Source organism: Mycobacterium angelicum (assembly GCF_002086155.1).
Classification (GTDB): domain Bacteria; phylum Actinomycetota; class Actinomycetes; order Mycobacteriales; family Mycobacteriaceae; genus Mycobacterium; species Mycobacterium angelicum.
In genome coordinates this window covers 55035-71433 of the sequence record NZ_MVHE01000002.1, presented here as the reverse complement: position 1 = coordinate 71433, position 16399 = coordinate 55035, and the positions used below count along the sequence as shown (strand labels likewise).

The 16399-nt window shown below is 65.5% G+C and carries 14 protein-coding genes and 1 pseudogene; 7 read left to right on the top strand and 8 right to left on the bottom strand.

Features of this window, described 5'->3' with window-relative positions; genetic code table 11:
* Nucleotides 1-123: 123 nt before the first annotated feature.
* Both BST12_RS01780 and BST12_RS01775 read left to right on the top strand, forming a co-directional pair.
* Nucleotides 124-1200 (top strand): hypothetical protein, encoded by a 1077-nt coding sequence (locus tag BST12_RS01780; RefSeq protein ID WP_083111289.1) that lies wholly within the window; start codon nucleotides 124-126, stop codon nucleotides 1198-1200.
* A gap of 47 nt (nucleotides 1201-1247) precedes the next feature.
* Nucleotides 1248-1835, top strand: coding sequence for a hypothetical protein (locus BST12_RS01775; protein WP_211281192.1), 588 nt, complete (start codon nucleotides 1248-1250; stop codon nucleotides 1833-1835).
* A 6-nt stretch (nucleotides 1836-1841) separates the two neighbouring features.
* Here BST12_RS01775 and BST12_RS01770 read toward each other — a convergent pair whose 3' ends face one another.
* A complete protein-coding gene (locus tag BST12_RS01770) occupies nucleotides 1842-2945 on the bottom strand; it encodes a sulfite oxidase (RefSeq protein WP_083111287.1) in 1104 nt (367 codons plus the stop codon).
* A 170-nt stretch (nucleotides 2946-3115) separates the two neighbouring features.
* Between BST12_RS01770 and BST12_RS01765 the strand changes: the two are divergent.
* From BST12_RS01765 to BST12_RS01750, 4 genes and pseudogenes are all read left to right on the top strand, one after another.
* Nucleotides 3116-4048: pseudogene (locus BST12_RS01765) on the top strand (LysR family transcriptional regulator); the annotation flags it as partial.
* Nucleotides 4049-4225: 177 nt separating this feature from the next.
* A complete protein-coding gene (locus BST12_RS01760; protein WP_083111285.1) occupies nucleotides 4226-5095 on the top strand; it encodes a DUF4344 domain-containing metallopeptidase in 870 nt (289 codons plus the stop codon).
* Between the two features lie 78 nt (nucleotides 5096-5173).
* The gene (locus BST12_RS01755) at nucleotides 5174-6307 is read left to right on the top strand and encodes a glycosyltransferase (protein ID WP_083111284.1); all 1134 of its coding nucleotides are present in this window, start codon (nucleotides 5174-5176) and stop codon (nucleotides 6305-6307) included.
* Nucleotides 6308-6428: 121 nt separating this feature from the next.
* Entirely contained in the window at nucleotides 6429-7979 is a 1551-nt protein-coding gene (locus BST12_RS01750; RefSeq protein ID WP_083111283.1) for a phospholipase C, read from the top strand.
* Between the two features lie 28 nt (nucleotides 7980-8007).
* Here the strand turns inward: BST12_RS01750 and BST12_RS01745 are convergent, their stop codons facing one another.
* A complete protein-coding gene (locus tag BST12_RS01745) occupies nucleotides 8008-8253 on the bottom strand; it encodes a hypothetical protein (protein WP_083111282.1) in 246 nt (81 codons plus the stop codon).
* A 108-nt stretch (nucleotides 8254-8361) separates the two neighbouring features.
* Between BST12_RS01745 and BST12_RS01740 the strand changes: the two genes are divergently transcribed.
* Nucleotides 8362-9180 carry a sugar phosphate isomerase/epimerase family protein gene (locus tag BST12_RS01740; RefSeq protein ID WP_083111281.1) on the top strand — a complete coding sequence of 273 codons (819 nt, stop codon included), beginning with the start codon at nucleotides 8362-8364 and terminating at the stop codon, nucleotides 9178-9180.
* A gap of 3 nt (nucleotides 9181-9183) precedes the next feature.
* Here the strand turns inward: BST12_RS01740 and BST12_RS01735 are convergent, their stop codons facing one another.
* The 6 genes from BST12_RS01735 to BST12_RS31850 form a co-directional block, all read right to left on the bottom strand.
* Entirely contained in the window at nucleotides 9184-10182 is a 999-nt protein-coding gene (locus BST12_RS01735) for a Gfo/Idh/MocA family protein (protein ID WP_083111280.1), read from the bottom strand.
* Nucleotides 10175-11410: an FAD-dependent oxidoreductase gene (locus tag BST12_RS01730; protein WP_083111279.1), complete on the bottom strand. Its 1236-nt coding sequence runs from the start codon at nucleotides 11408-11410 to the stop codon at nucleotides 10175-10177. Before BST12_RS01730 ends, BST12_RS01735 begins: the two co-directional genes overlap by 8 nt.
* 39 nt (nucleotides 11411-11449) lie before the next feature.
* Nucleotides 11450-12877, bottom strand: coding sequence for a fatty acid desaturase family protein (locus BST12_RS01725; RefSeq protein WP_083111278.1), 1428 nt, complete (start codon nucleotides 12875-12877; stop codon nucleotides 11450-11452).
* A gap of 15 nt (nucleotides 12878-12892) precedes the next feature.
* Nucleotides 12893-14002, bottom strand: coding sequence for a ferredoxin reductase (locus BST12_RS01720; RefSeq protein WP_083111277.1), 1110 nt, complete (start codon nucleotides 14000-14002; stop codon nucleotides 12893-12895).
* 231 nt (nucleotides 14003-14233) lie between these two features.
* A complete protein-coding gene (locus tag BST12_RS01715; protein WP_083111276.1) occupies nucleotides 14234-16171 on the bottom strand; it encodes a PPE family protein in 1938 nt (645 codons plus the stop codon).
* 16 nt (nucleotides 16172-16187) lie between these two features.
* Complete coding sequence (locus BST12_RS31850; RefSeq protein ID WP_170062034.1) at nucleotides 16188-16328, bottom strand: hypothetical protein; 141 nt, start codon at nucleotides 16326-16328, stop codon at nucleotides 16188-16190.
* Between the last annotated feature and the right edge of the window lie 71 nt (nucleotides 16329-16399).

The window sequence follows — 16399 nt, the reverse complement described above, 5'->3', positions numbered from 1 at the left end:
CGATCTCGACCATTCAATCACCTCAGCCACTCCGATCACAGTGGTTTTCCAGTGGCCGGTCAGCGTGACAGCGTACGTCGAATTCGGCTCAGCTGCACCGCTTACTCGATAAGGTGCCCGGTCATGGGCGTTTTGCGATTCATCTGGCGACGCGTACTCGCCTTCGACCGGATCGGCTCGCGCATCCCGCAACTCATCCAGGTGTGGTTGCTGGAGCTGTTCTTCGTGATGCCCCTGACCTTCTTCATCGGCAAGCTCATCGACATCCGCGGCGCGTTCGGGGTGCCCGGCACGGGCGAGCGGCTCGACTCGGTGTTCTGGGGAGCGCTGGTGGTCTCGCTGATCTTCGGGTTCTTCTTCGTGCGCTCGCTGGTCAAGCCGCGAGTGGTGCAGGGTTCGTGGACTCCGGTCGTGCACGCAAATGTCGGACCGGTCACCGCCTACGGCGGCAATCGCGCCTGGACGGTGACGTATCCCTACCTGACCAGCCACCCCTCCTACGCATTGCTGTTGCTGCTGACGGCGCCCATCCCGGCCGTGATGTGGGCCGCGACGATCAACCAGGGCGACAGCACGTTCTACTTCCGGATGTGTGGCATCGTCGGTTTGATCATCGTGGGCTGCATGGCGCTTGCGCGCGTATTGGCTTGGTATGTCTTTCGATTCGGCCGCCGCCGGCTGAACGAGCAGCTGGACGGACTGCCGATTTCGCAACGTCGCCTCGGCTGGGAGCTCGCGTGGAAGCCGGTTCTGGTCCTGATGGTGTTGATGTATGCGATCGTCGGCCTCCCGCTCGGCGTGATGTGGCTGAAGGAGAAGCGCACCATCGCCGCCCTGCCGGTGGTCACCGTCGCCGATGCGCAGCGGCCGGGCAACTATCGGCGGGTGGAGGGCACGGTGGCATCCGGGCCGATCTACTGGGCGCCGCGCGGCACCGGCCGCGGCGGCAACAACTATGCGGGCGCGGGCGTACTGGTAGTACTGCGGTCCGGCGGTGAGGCCCTGCTGCTCGCCGAGGCGCTGTCGGTGCCGGATTTCAAGGGGATGATGACCGGTGTCCGGCACGGCGCGCTGCGGGCCACCGGGAAAGTGATCGGGGCCTTCACCGCAGACGAGCGCAAGTACTACGGCTTCGATGAGACTGCATTTCCCGAGCCGGCTGCCGGTGGCCGGGTCATGCTGCTGCTGTCCAACCCATGACCCAGGCACGGTACAGAAAGGCACTTGACATGAACTTGTTGCGCGGGATGGTTGCAGTCGCTATCGCGGCCGTGGCTCTCGGGCCATCGGTGGCCGGCTGCCACTCGCCGAACCAGACCGCCGGTTCGGGCACCACCTCCTCAGCAGCCGCCCACAGCTCGACGGCCTCCTCGCCGACCGCCCAGCCGACCGACTACACCGCGTTGTTGATCCAAGCGTCCGATATCAACGCGCCCGAAGTCTTCACCGCCGGTGCGCCGGTGCTCAACCCGAATGGTCAAGCCGGGGTGGCCGCCACGTTCAGCAACTCCGACCGCTCCCACGTCATCTACGACACCATTCAAATACTGGCCGATCCCGCCGCCGCGACCAGCGCGCTCAATAAGAGGAAGGGCGCATTGGACGGGACCGTGCATGGCGTCCCCGGGCCCATCGAGGTGGGAACCGGCGGCACCACTGTCTCCGGGCCGTCGCCGGACGGCGCCAAAGGCGTGACGGTGTTGCTGTTCACCGAGGGACGAGCTTTCGTGGAGCTGGAATTCGACGGGCCACCCAGCGGACCGGCACCGGCGGACTTCGTCACCGACGTCGGACAAAAGCAAGACGCGGCAATCAAGAAGGGGCTCGCCGGCTGAGCCGCTTCAGTGGGCACACAATTCGACACGGGCCCAGGCGTTGTTGCCGTATCCCCGCGGATTCCACAGTGACGCGGGTGATTGCGGTTGTAGGGCGCCGGTGTCGTCCCAGACCCGTGCGGTGATGTGCAACGGTCCGGGCCGGACATCGACGGTCAGCGACCACGGCCGCCATGTCCACTTGCCCAGTGAAGGGGCCAGATCGGCTTGCTGCCAGGTGATCCCGCGGTCGACGGACACGTCAACACGCTCGACTTCGCGCCCATCGGCGGCGATGCCGTAGCCGCGGATGGTCAGTGGGCCCGCCGGGACGCGCTGACCGTCGCTGGGATCGAGGATGTCGCAGTTGAGCGCGAGCGACGAGAGCGAGATCCCATCCCCCGCCGCGGCGCGGTCCGCGTCGGCTTCGGGCGGCAGGATGCGGTAGTCGAAGGCCTGAAAGTAGTTGTCGGACGGGCCTTTCCGCACGGTTATCGCAGTGACCCATTTGACGCTGCGGGCACCGATGTATCCGGGAACCACTACCCGAACCGGGCCGCCGTGCGCAGCCGGAAGCGGTTCGGAGTTCATCTCCCAGGCCAGCAGCACCTCGCCAGACAGCGCCTTGCTGAGCGGGACCGAGCTGCCATAGGGCTGGGCTGGCCGAGCTTCCTCGGCAACGTCGGGTGCCTCGAAGGCGACGTGCAGGCCCTCGTCGAGGTGCGTGCCGGCGGCTGCCAAAACGTCGGCCAGCCGGACTCCCCGCCACTGGGCGGTCGATATCGCTCCATGCTCCCAGGGGTCCTTGCCCGGGATGGGCCGCACCCGCAACAGTTCGGCACGCCGGTTACCGGCGCACGCCAGCGTCGCCACCACGCTGTGCTGGTCGAATCTGGTGGTCAACTCGTCGAAACTCAAGGTGAGCGGTCTATCCACGTATCCGTCGACGGTCAATTGCCACTGTTGCGCCGTGATGTCGGGAACGGCACCGTGATTGCGGGCGTAGAACGCATCGATCGGCGTGACGTCGCTTTCCGCCAGTACGGCCGGGGGCGGCTCAGCGTTATACGGCAACTCACTGTGCACGATCATGTCGTCGCACTTGCCCCACATCGCTGCGGTCTGTGCCATGACGATGGTTCGCCGCCTTCCTAGGTTCGCGTTTGCCTCGGATACCGGAAATGATCCACCAATTTCGGCGGACCGGGTAGAGCGCGCGGGATTGTGAGCTCACAAGGAGACTTTGTGAGTATTCCACGCCTCACAAGACAGACTTGTATGCTTGCCGGCGGAGGATCACCATGGCGCCACTGAGCACTCACATGCCCCAACTCGGCGCGTTCGAAGTGTTTCTGGCCATCGCCCGCACGGGCAGTCTGGGCGCCGCCGGCCGCGAATTCGGGCTGACGCAGCAGGCGGTGTCGGCGCGATTGGCGTCGATCGAGGTCCAGACCGGCGTCACCCTGGTGGTCCGGACGCCACGCGGTTCGCAACTGACACCGGCCGGAATCGTCGTCGCCGAGTGGGCGGATCGCCTGCTCGACGTCGCCCGCTACGTGGATGCCGGGCTGGCCACGCTGCGATCGGAAAAGCGCAAACGCGTCAAAGTGGCGGCCAGCCTCACGGTCGCCGAGCAGCTCATGCCACGCTGGCTGGTCTCGCTGCAGGTTTCGACAAGCCGGTTCGGCGCCACCGCTCCGGAAGTCATCATGACCGCGACCAACAGCGACCAGGCGATCGCCGCTGTGCGAGGCGGGGCAGTCGATCTCGGTTTCATCGAAACCCCTTATGTGCCAACTGGTTTACGCAGCCGTGTGGTTGGCCGCGACGAGCTGGTCGTGGTCGTTCCGGCGGGCCACAAGTGGGCGCGGCGGCAGCGATCGCTGACCGCCGCGGAGCTGAGCAAGACCCCGCTCGTCTCCCGCGAAACCGGTTCGGGAACCCGCGATTCGCTGGCCGCGGCACTCTCCCGGGCCCTGGGCGACGCGGAACCGCAGGCACCGCCGGTCCTCGAATTGTCTTCTGCGGCCGCCGTACGCGCGGCCGTGGTCGCCGGCGCGGGCCCTGCGGTGATGAGCCGCCTGGCAGTCGCTGACGATCTCGCCATCGGCCGAATGCACGAGGTGGCGGTGCCTGAACTCGACCTGCGCAGACAACTTCGGGCCATTTGGGTGGGTGGCCGGTTGCCGCCCGCCGGGGCAGTGCGAGATCTGCTCAGTTACATCACGAGTCGCTGCGAAGCCGACCGCGCAGATGTGCAACGGCGCTATGACGCGCTCGTCGCGACATTCGATGGCCGCAAGGTCCGGTAGCGGGCCAGAACGGAGTACGCCAGGTGCGTGCTCGCCGGATAACCGCTCACAGATTGGCCGGGGTGTCGTACCGTTTTCCCAAGGAGGGGAATCGGCACGATGAAAAGACCTGTCGCCGTCGGCGCGGTAATGGCCGCGCTGCTGACTTCCGCGGCATGTGGCGCGTCCAGTGGCCAGCAGGCCGAGAGCAGGCCGTCGGGGAGCCAACCCGGGCCATCCCCGAAGCCGGGCGCTTCGGCTGAACCCGCTGCGGCCGGAAAGATGACCATCCGCTACGAGGACGCTGAGACGGCCGACGCGCAGGGCGGGCGTCAGCTCATGCAGAACGCCAAGCTGTTGGAGCAAGTTGCTCAGCAGGTCAACGACACCCTGAACCTGCCCTACGACGTGGGAGCCGTCGGCAAGCAATGCGGTGAGGCCAACGACTACTGGGATCCCAACGTCAACGAGATACAGCTCTGCTACGAAGACATCCAGCAGAGCCAGCAACGGTTCGCCGGCAACGGCAATCCCGACCCGGCGACGGCCGCGGTCGACGCCACGATCTCCGGCTTCTATCACGAACTGGGCCACGCCACGCTGGCGATCTACCAGCTGGCGTTCACCGGGCGCGAGGAGGACGTGGCCGATCAGCTCTCCGCATTCATGCTGCTCACTCCTGGCGCCGACGGGAAGCCCTATCCCAACGGGGTGCGTATCGCCACCGACACCGCCCAGGACTGGAAGCTGAGCGCCAAAGAGGCCGGCGACGCCAACGATCTGCCGTTCTGGGACGGCCATTCCATGGACATCACCCGGATGTACAACTGGGAATGCTGGATCTACGGCTCGGATCCGACCGCCAACGCCAACATCGTCACATCCGGGGACCTGCCGGAAGACCGCGCCGGCAATTGTGAAGACGAGTTCCAGAACATGTCCAGGGCGTGGCATCAGATGCTGGGCCCACACTTGAAAAAGCCCAGCTAGGCGGGAGTTCACGGACTGTTCAGGCGACCGTCGGTCCCAGCTCGTTGACCGCACACGAGCGCCGGTTTCTCTCACGGTATGCGTGTCGTTCAGGTCGCCAACTTCTACGGACCCCGCTCCGGTGGCCTGCGGACCGCGGTTGACCGGCTTGGTGCCGAATACTGCGGAAGTGGCCACGAGGTATTTCTGATCGTCCCCGGTGCGCAGGCCGGGCACACCCGGCTGCCCACCGGCGTGGTTCGAATCACCTTGCCCGCCAGGCTGATTCCGCTTACCGGCGGGTATCGCGCGATCATGCCGGGCGCGGTGCGATCGGTATTGCGGGCATTGCGGCCCGACGCCCTGGAGGTCTCCGACCGGCTCACGCTGAGGTCGCTGGGCCGGTGGGGGCGCGACCACGGCGCGACGACGGTGATGATCTCCCATGAGCGGCTGGATCGTCTGGCCGGGCAAGTGCTTCCGCAGCGGGCCGCGCAGCGATTCGCAGATTTGGCCAACCGGCGCACGGCCGCCAACTACGACACCGTCGTATGCACCACGGGCTTCGCGCGCGAGGAGTTCGACCGGATCGGTGCGCGCAATACCGTCACCGTGCCGTTGGGCGTCGACCTGCACACCTTCCACCCGCGGCAGCGCTCCGCCCTCGTGCGACAACGCTGGGCCACGCCCCGCCAGATTTTGCTGGTCCATTGCGGCCGGCTGTCGATGGAGAAGCGGGTGGACCGCAGCATCGGTGCGGTGGCCGCATTGTGCGACGACGGTGTTGACGCGCGGCTGGTCGTCGTCGGCGAAGGCCCGCTGCGGTCCAGGCTGCAGCGGCAGGCCGCCGGGCTGCCGATCAACTTCACCGGCTTCATCTCTAACCGCCACACCGTGGCCGGGCTATTGGCTACCGCCGACGTCACACTGGCGCCGGGACCGCACGAAACGTTTGGCCTTGCCGCTTTGGAATCGCTGGCCTGCGGCACACCGGCCGTGGTCTCACGCACCTCGGCGCTGGCCGAAATCATCACCGCCGACAGCGGCGCGTGCGCCGACAACCGTCCTGAGGCCATCGCCCGGGCGGTGTGCTCGATCGTCAGCCGGCCCGAACCACACCGGCGCAGCGGCGCCAGGCGTCGCGCCGAGTCGTTCACCTGGCAACAGGCCGCGGCCGGCATGCTGGCAACACTCGGCGTCGAGCGATACGGCCCAGCCGTCGATACCGCGTAGCCGGTTCCACGAATCAGCAAAGATTTGCCGACGACACGCCGGGTCAGCGCGTCGCATCCCGTTGGGTCGGGCCTTACCTTGACTGCAATTGCACAACGGGGCCCACTAGGAGGCCAGAGCCGTGAGCCGGAGCCCGATCGACGGGTTTTCGCGTCGGGAATTCTTCGCCAGGGCCACGGCCGGGAGTGCGGGCGCGTTGTTGTCGCTAGCCGGTCCGGTAATCGAAAAGGCTTACGGTGCGGGGCCCTGCTCCGGCCACCTGTCCGACATCGAACACATCGTGTTGTTCATGCAAGAGAACCGGTCGTTCGATCACTACTTCGGCACGCTCTCGAGCACTAACGGGTTCGGTACGCCGTCGCCCTCATACGCCCAAAAGGGCTGGAACCCGATGACGCAGGCGCTCGACCCCGCCGGAGTCACGCTGCCCTACCGTCTCGACACCACGCGCGGACCAATCCTCGATGGCGAATGCCTCAATGACCCGGACCACGGCTGGGTGGCGATGCACCAGTCATGGAACGGCGGCGCCAACGACCAGTGGTTGCCTGCGCAGACCACCGTCGACGCGGGAGCACATACGCCGACGGTGATGGGCTACTACACCCGCCGCGACATCCCCGTGCACTTTCTGCTGGCCGACGCGTTCACGCTCTGCGATCAATACTTCTGCTCGGTGATGGGGCCGACGCTGCCCAATCGGCTGTACTGGCTGAGCGCCACCCTCGATCCCGACGGCAGCAATGGCGGCCCCCAGTTGGAGAGCCCCTACACCAGCCCCAGCCAAAGGTTCAGCTGGCGCATCATGCCGGAGAACCTCAGCGACGCCGGCATCAGTTGGAAGGTATATCGCAACAAGACCAAGGCCCTCGGGCCGCTGGCCTCCGAACTCAGCTTCGGCAACTTCATCGAGTACTTCAAACAGACCGCCGATCCTCGGTCCGAACTCACCCGTCTCGGCCTGGGGCCGCAATACCCGCAAAATTTCTTTGCCGACGTCAAGGCCAACAGATTGCCGCAGGTCTCCTGGGTGGTGCCCAACGTCCTGCAGTCCGAACACCCCGCATTCCCGGTGGCTGCCGGCGCCGTGGCGCTGGTGATGGTGCTCAAGATTCTGCTGTCCAACCCTGCGGTCTGGGAGAAAACCGCGTTGATCGTCAGCTACGACGAAAACGGCGGCTTCTTCGACCACGTGGTACCACCCACCGCCCCGGCAGGCACGCCCGGCGAATACGTCACCGTCGCCGATATCAATGCGGTAGCCGGATCCGGTGGTATCCGCGGCCCGATCGGACTGGGTTTTCGCGTCCCGTGTTTCGTCATCTCCCCGTACAGCCGCGGGCCGCTGATGGTGCGTGACACTTTTGACCACACTTCACAGCTGCGGTTGCTGGAAAAGCGCTTCGGGGTACCGGTTCCCAACCTCACCTCGTGGCGCAGGAGTGCGGTCGGCGATATGACCTCGGCGTTCAACTTCGCCGTGCCGCCCAACCCAGCGCCACCTGCCCTGAATAATCCTGTGGTGGGGGAACTTTCGAAACTACCGCAGTGCATTCCCAATGTGATTCTGGGCGCAGATCACTACGGGATCCCCTATCGGGTGCCCTACCCCCAAACCATGCCCGCTCAGGAAACCGCGCCGGTGCGCGGCATTCCCAGCGGCATGTGTTGAGGCTTGCCGGCGAAAGCCGTTGTGCGAGCTACGTGCACGGAAGGCCGTGCGGCCCGCCCACCCAATGTCCGGGCGGTGAGTGCCAGGGGCACACCTGCTGGATCTGCCCGGGCGGCACCGGGTGCCAGCCGGTCGAATCGTCGATGTGCGGAACGGGCGGTCGCGGTATCCGCGGCCCGGGATCGGCCTGACCGGTACCCGCGCCCACTCCTAACGCCGCAGCGCCCAGCGCACCGGCGATGGTGAGTGTGCCCGCAATTCCTTTGAGATTCATTTCCGTCCCTCCCTTCGGCCGGTTTCTCCAATGACCATAGGTAATCAATACGAATACCCACCACGTACCGCATCGAAACCCCTGGGTTTGTAGGCTGAGCGGGCGAAAATGAACCAGCTTGGTATTGGATTCCTGAGCGTATTCGGACTTCCGCCGGTGAAGTTCGTCGATTTGGCCGCCGATCTCGAATGCCGCTGCATCTCGATGTGGGTGCGGGGCAGCGCGCTGGTACCGCTGGGCTATCCGCCCTTCTCACTGCGCGACGACGCCGCCCTGAGGAAGGACCTGGTGGCCGCACTGCACCACCGCGGCGTGACGATCTCGCTGGGCGACGGATTCCTGGTACTGCCCAACGCCGAGGCCGCGGACCTGTGCCCGGACCTTGATGTGCTGGCCGAACTCGGCGCTGCCCGGATCAACGTCGTCAGCCTGGACCCCGATACTTCCCGAACCTTCGACCAATTCGGCGCGCTGGCCGGGCTTGCCGCCGAGCGCGGACTCGCGACGGTCGTCGAACCGGTGCCGGGCCTGACGGTCGGCGACCTGCCCACCGCACTTGCCGCGGTCGCACATGTCGGCCGGCCTGACTTCCAGCTACTGATCGATACCATGCATCTGGTTCGGTCAGGAGCCAGCGTCTGCGACCTCGCGGCCGTCGACGCCGGCTTGATCGGCTATGCCCAACTCAACGACACGACACTGCAGCCGCGCGCCGACAACTACATGGAAGAAGCGATGTTCGAACGCATGGTCCCCGGGCAGGGCGAATTGCCGCTGCGCGACATACTGTCGGTGCTTCCGGCCGGTATCGTGCTGGAACTCGAAGTGCCGCAACGGTTGTCGGCGCTGGCGGGCGTCGGCCCCGCTGATCGGCTCCGGCCGTGCGTTGAGGCGGCACGGCGTTTGCTGGCGCAGCTCCCGCGGTGATGTTCAGCAGGGTTGTCGCAGCGGCAGGCCGGCGGCACGGTAGATCGCATCGATGACGGTCATGTTCTGCACCGCGTCTTCGGGCGTCGTCTGCACCGCCGCACCGCGCAGCACCGCGGCCCCGAACGCGTCCAGCTGATAGGCGTACGACGGGCGACGCCCGAACCGCTCCACCCGTTTGCCGGCTTCCGACGCGACGGTGAGCCGGTGAAAGAGCTGCGGCACGACGGGGTTCAGCACCCGCAACCGCCCGCGATCGCCGATCACCGTGGCGCCCATCGCCAGTAGATCCGTTGACCACATCGAACAACGGATCCGGCCGGTATGCCCATCGGCAAACCGCAACTCGGCCGTCATCGCCCGGTCGACTTCGGCGTCACGCAGTTTGGCTTGCGCCGAAACGACTTCCGGAGTCCCACCGCCGAAGGTGCGCGCCATGTGTACCGCGTAACAACCCGCGTCCATCAGCGCGCCGCCGGCCAGTGAGAAGTTGTAGCGGATGTCAGAGAACTTCGGCAGCGGGAAACACATGGCCGTCTCCACCCGCTGCAGCGTGCCCAGTTCACCCGAGGCGATGATCTCTTCGATCCGCAACGTCAGCGGGTGGTAGCGATAGTGGAACGCCTCCATGACAACCCGATCCGACGCCGCGGCCACGGCCGCGATATCGCGGGCCTCGGCGGCGTTGGCGGTGAACGGTTTTTCACACAGCACATGCTTGCCGGCGGACAGCGCCGCTCGGGTCCAGTGGCCGTGTAAGCCGTTGGGCAGCGGGTTGTATACGGCGTCGAGGTCTGGGTCGGCGATCAGCGCCTCGTAGCTGCCGTGCACCCGGGCGATGCGGTGTTTGGTGGCGAAGTCTCGAGCCCGCGCCACATCGCGTGCGGCCACCGCGGTTACCACTACGTCGGGACTTTCCCTGGCCGGGTGAACCAGGGCCATCGGTGCGATGCGCGCCGCACCCAGGATGCCGATCCGCACCGGCGCCGTGTCGTCAGCCATTGCCGTCACCGGGTCCGCGGCGTGCGAACGCGGGAGCATGTTCGGGCCGCACGCCGACACCGATGAAATATGCGGGCACCGCCGCCAGCCACGGCAGCCGCGCAACGATACCGAGCAGCGCCGCCGGAGGCGTGGGATCCGCACCGTCGAGCAGTGGGCCAACGAGTCGGCGCTGCAAAATCCGTTGCACCGTTTGGGTTACCGCGGTGGGGAACGCGCGCCGACGGCGCACGGCGGCCAGGTCGCGATCGGTGACCCGATGCCGGCGCAGGGGTTCGGCCAGAATGGTCGCGGCCGCGACGGCATCCTGGACCGCGAGATTGATGCCGACACCACCCAGCGGTGACATCGCGTGCGCCGCGTCACCAATGCACAGCAAGCCGTCAATGTGCCAGCGCCGCAACCGATTCACCCGAACATCAAGGTGCTTGACATCGTCCATGGACTCCAGCGTCGCCACCGCGTCGGCCGCTTCCGGGACCAGCGCAGCGACCTCGCGGCGAAATTCGGCGATGCCTCGCGCGCGCAGCGCGGCGTCGCCGCCCTTGGGTCCTATGTAAGCGATCTGAAAATAACCCTCACGCGGAATTACCCCGAGGGCCTTGCCGGGTGCGATCCGGGGCAGGAAGGAGAATTCCACATCGCCTTCATGCGGCAGCCGGAACCACCAGACATCGAAATTGACCGGGTATTCGCGGGTCCGCAAGCCGGCCTGGTGGCGGGCGATCGACCAGCGGCCGTCGCATGCCACGGTCAATTCGGCCCGCAGTTCGCCGGGGCCGTCGGGTCCCTGGTAGCGGATGCCGGTGACCTTGCCGGCCTCGCGCAGCAGGCCGGTGACCTCGGTATTCATCCGCAACGTGAAGCTGGGCTCGGATTGGGCGGCGTCGGCGAGCAGGTTCAGCAGGTCCCACTGCGGCACCATCGCGATATAGGGATATGGCTGCCTGAGCCGCTCGAAGTCGACGTAGGTCACCGAGCGGCCGTCCAAGTCCAACTTCGCCTTGCGTACCTCGGTGTAGGGCAAGTCCGCGAACCGCTGCCACAGCCCCAGCTCGTCGAGCAACCGCATCGTGGTCGGATGTACGGTGTCGCCGCGGAAATCGCGCAAGAAGTCGCCGTGCTTCTCCAGCAAGGTGACCTCGACGCCCGCTCGGGCCAGCAACAGCCCGAGCACCATGCCAGCCGGGCCGCCGCCGATGATCGCGCACGTGGTTGTCTCGACCATTAGCGCTCAAGCATAGGGGGCGGCCAAGGGGCCGCTGCGTCAGTCCTTACCTCGCGGCGGCGGTTGCACCTGCACGCCGCTTGACTCGTGCTCGGGTCCGGCCGCCGGATGTTCGGCCGGAACGCGGTCGCGGAAGCGCGCCGCTTCGCCCTTATCGGCCGGCCCGGGACGTCTTTCCTCGCTCCGGTACGGTCCCGGCTTCGGTCGTGGCTCACCGCCGGGGAACGCCAGCCGGAAGATGGTGCGGTGGACGGTGTACCACTGTTTCGAGAAACGCCCCGAGTTGTACGGCAGTTCGTAGCGCGCACAGATGTCTTTGATCTTCGGTGCGATCTCGGAGTATCGGCTGCTGGGCATGTCCGGATACAGATGGTGCTCTACTTGATAACCCAGATTGCCGCTGATGATGTGGAACAACGGGCTGCCCTCGATGTTCGCCGCGCCGACCATCTGACGCACATACCAGCCACCGCGCGTCTCGTCTTCGACCTCTTGCTGGCTGAAAGTGTATGTCTGATCGGGGAAATGGCCGCAGAAGATGATTGCGTGGGCCCACACGTTGCGGACGACGTTGGCCAGCGCGTCGGCGGCCAGGGTGCGCAGGTAAGTGCTTTCCACGCCGGGCGCTACCCGGTCGAGAAAGCTGGCTGACGCGCCAAGACGTCCCTGCCCCGGAACCCGGCCCGAAACCAGCCTCGAGACCCTGCGCAGCGTTCTGCCGGCCCGGGAGACCGGCGGCTGTTCGAGGCGGCCGCCGAGGGCCAGCTGGGTCAGCGCATAGGCGCCCGCACTGATCAGCGGCCAGCCGAGGTAGTCCTTGATGATCTGCGAACGCGCCTTTCCCGCAATCCCTTTCAGATCTTTACGCACCTCCGGCCACGGCTTCTCCCGAGCGCGAATGGCGTCGATATCCATATCGTGCACCGCCACGCCCCACTCGAACAGCGCCATCAGCAGCAGGTTGTACAGCGGTTGCAGCAGATAAGCCCGGCGCCACTTCTGATTCGCGTCGATGCGCATGATCTCGTAGCCGAGATCCTTGTCCTTGCCGCGAATGTTCGTATACGTGTGATGGATGTAGTTGTGCGAGTGCTTCCAGGCTTCCGCGGTCGAGGCGGTGTCCCAGTCCCATACCGAGGAATGGATATCCGGATCGTTCATCCAATCCCATTGCCCGTGCATGACATTGTGGCCGATCTCCATGTTCTCCAAGATCTTCGCCATGGCTAGGCACGCCGTGCCGAGCACCCAGCAGGTTCGCGATCGCGACGCCAGCAGCAGTACTCGTCCGGCCACGACGATCTGGCGCTGCGCCGAGATCACCGTCTTGATATAGCGGCGATCACGGTCGCCCAGATCGGCGAACACCTCGTCGTGGATCGCGTCGAGCTCCTTGGCGAGTTTCTCCCGCTCCTGTTCGGTCAAGCGAGCGAGGGGGCTTTGCGAGGTTTCCACAGTTGCAGTCACCGGGACTCCTTCCGGTCAAAGTTCTAGTTCGACATCACCTTCGGCGGTGTTGATACAGATCCGCACGTCCTGCCCGCTGGGCGCGATGACGTCACCCGAGCGCAGATCACGCAGCTTGCCCGATTTCAGCGTGCCGACGCAGGTGTGGCAGATTCCAATTCGGCAGCCATAGGCGAGGTTCAGGCCGGCCTGTTCGCCGGCCTCCAAAATCGATGTGCCGCCGTCACATTCGACCTTTTTGTCGCTGTCGAGAAAACAGACATCGCCGCCTTCACCGGCGGCGGCGTCGCCGCCGATTTTCGGCTGGAACCGCTCGAAATGCAGCCGACCGGGGTCGCCATTGGCCCCCCAGTGCTCGATCAGCGCGTCGAGCATTTCGCCGGGGCCGGAGCAGAACGCTTCGCGTTCGCGCCAGTCGGGGCACACCTCGTCCAAATCGCCCGGCGACAAGCGGCCACGCTCTGAGGTGAGGCGCAAGTCCAGCCGCATTCGGTCGTGGCGGCTATCGAGGTCCTCGAGAACGGACAAGAACATCACCTGGTCGCGGGTCCGGGCGGAATGCATGACCATCGCATCGCACCCTTGCGGGCCCAACCCGTCGCGATGATCGAGACTGCGCAGCATGCTGATGATCGGCGTGATGCCGCTGCCCGCGCTGATGAACAGCATTTTGGGCGGGAGCGGGTCCGGCAGCGTGAACACTCCCTCGATTTCGCCCAGCCGGACCAGATCGCCGGGCTGGATCTTCTGCACCAGATAGGGCGAGACCACACCGGCGTCCACCTTCTTCGGCGTCACGCTGATCAAGCCGTCCTCCGGTACCGGATCCGAGGTCAGCGAATAGGCGCGCCAGTGGTAGACGCCATCGACAACCACACCCAGGCGGACGTACTGGCCGGGCTCGTGACCAGGCCATTCGTAGCCCGGCCGAATCAGAATGCTGGCCGCTTCCGAGCCCTGTTGCTCGACGCGTTCGACCTTTCCGCGCAGTTCCTTAGTGGTCCACAGTGGATTGATCATCTCGAGGTAGTCGTCGGGCTGCAGCGGACTGAACAACCGCCGAACCGCTCGCAGAAACAACCGACGTCCCCGTGGGACGTGTGGCCGGGCACCCCGTTCCGCCATAGTTTTAAATAGTACACACTTGTATACTGAAAACAATCTAATAGCTTACTTCGGTTGTGGGGCAGCCTATTTCGCAATCCAGACATGCGTATGCCAGTGGTCATTCGTTTACTAAACCGAATTTGGCATCGGCTCACCCAATGACTCACGTCTGCATATATTGACGTGCCCGAATCCGGGCTGCGCGAAACCCGGCGCCACCTGCCGATACGCCGGTCGGGTCGAGGCGGGTCAAATACTCGCGGAGATCGCTTGGGAGGCGTTGATGAAGATGAGCAGTTCCAGAGCGCCTGCCACCGAAAGCAGGGCGGTGTCCGCGGCGAGCGGGTATCCGACGGCATTGACGAGTCCCATCGGATCGCCGTGGGCGGCCTGTCTGATGCCCTCCAGGAAGAGATTGAGGTTGTAGGAGGGCGCGGTGGTCAGCAGCGCATTGAGCAGATCCGCGGTGGGAAGCATGGTCGCATAGCCCGTCTCGGCGATCTTGCTCAGACTGTCGGCGGCGTGGGTGCTGGCCGCCTGCAGATCGTCGATCACGCCGTCGATCACGAACGGCGGGGGCGCCCCGGAGCTGGGCGTCGGGCTTGGGTTCGGCGATAGCAGAGTCGCGATGTCCGGCAGCGACGGCGGCTCCGGCAGCTCGAGATGTGTTATGTCGTAAACGAAATCGCCGATCCCCTGTTGTGTGCCCGCGGCCAGCAGGTGGGCGACGGCAAGCGGGTTGACCTCGGGGAACAATCCGAACGGCGTAGGCACATTCGGAGGTGAGGTTGAATAGCCGTAAGCCGGATCGCCGTAGCCGAGATTGACGAGCACTCGCAGGTCCGGCTGGATCAGGTCGGCGATCGGATCTCCGATGACGGGCAGCGAGCGCAACGGCTGCAACAGCGGCAGATCCTTGGTGGGGATGACGTAGTAGTGAGTCATGGTGGGGCCCACGGTGTTTGTCAACGGAATCGCCGAATCGATCTGGGCAGGTGTCAGCAGGAAATAGTTGCTGTGCACGTAGTAGGCCCCGGCGACGGCGTTGAGGGTCGACAGGACGTTGAGCGGGTAGCGCGGGAAGTCGGCGACGCCGTCGTATTCGAGTGTGTAGATGTTGGTCGGATAGAGATTGCTGGGGGTCGCGGCGGTGGCCGTCACTCCGATACTCGGAATGGAAATTCCGGGGAAGCGCACGGCCACCCCACCGTTGGGGTTGTTGGGGTTGCCGATCAGCGTGAAGGACAGCTGATCGGGTCGCGGCGGATTGGGGGAAGCCGCCAGCTTTGCCATTTCCAGCGATGCCATCGAGGCGCTTTGGGAATAGCCGAACACGGTGACGTTGTTGCCGGCGGCGATCTGCTGGCGGATCGCGGTATCAAGGATGGTCAGCCCCTGGACTACCGAGTTGTCGAAGGTCAGATTCTTGATCGCGATCACCGGATACAGACCCTGCGGGGTGAAGAGTGCCTGTGCGATGGCCCCCGGGACCATGCGCTCGATGTAGAGGCTGGCAGCGCGATACAGATACGCGCTCGACGGTATCGGAGTACCGCTGCCGCCCATGACCTGCGCAACCGTCTGTGCCGCAGCGGCATTCGCGGCGGTTGAGCCGTTGCCCGAACCGGCCGTATTCGCCAGCTGCGCAACGGAGAACAATCCCTGCAGCCGCTGCTGCCACCCCGACAACTCGCCGGCAACCAGTGCGGCGCCGGCGTGGTAGGCCGCCATCGCCGAGACGTCCTGGGCCCACATCTGCTCATACACCGACTCGATGGCCGCGATCGCCGGCGCGTTCTGTCCGAAGAAGTTCGATGCCACCAGCGACACCGCCTGAATGCGGTTGGCCGCCACGACCGCCGGAGGCACCGTCGCCGCCAGGGCGGCCTCGAACTCGGTCGCGGCCACCTGGGCCAACGCGGCAGCCCCCTGCGCGTGGGCCGCGGACGTAGCCAGCCACGACACATACGGTTCGGTTGCGGCCGCCATTGCCAGCGACGCCGGTCCCTGCCACGACCCGGCGACAAGGCCTTGCGTCACGGACCCGAAAGCGAGTGCCGCGCTGTCCAATTCGGCGGCCAGGTCACTCCAGGCCGCAGCTGCCGACAGCATCGGCGCGGGGCCCGAGCCGGCGTAGACCCGAGCTGAGTTCACTTCCGGCGGCAACACGGCGAAATTCGACAGCATCGCGCTCGTCCGCCCGCTAACGGCTGAGCGCCACCACGTGATCCGGCGCTACGGTGCGGCCGTTGCACCCCGTCAGTGTGGTCGCGGCGATGACGGCGCCGGTGACGCCGGCAAGAACCCGGACGGTGAACTTTCTTTTACTGCGAACAGTGCCCATTGAGGTTATTGCCTTTCCGGCGAAGGTCTGGATGTTTAGTGGGCGATGTTAATGCTGGCTTCGGCGCAATG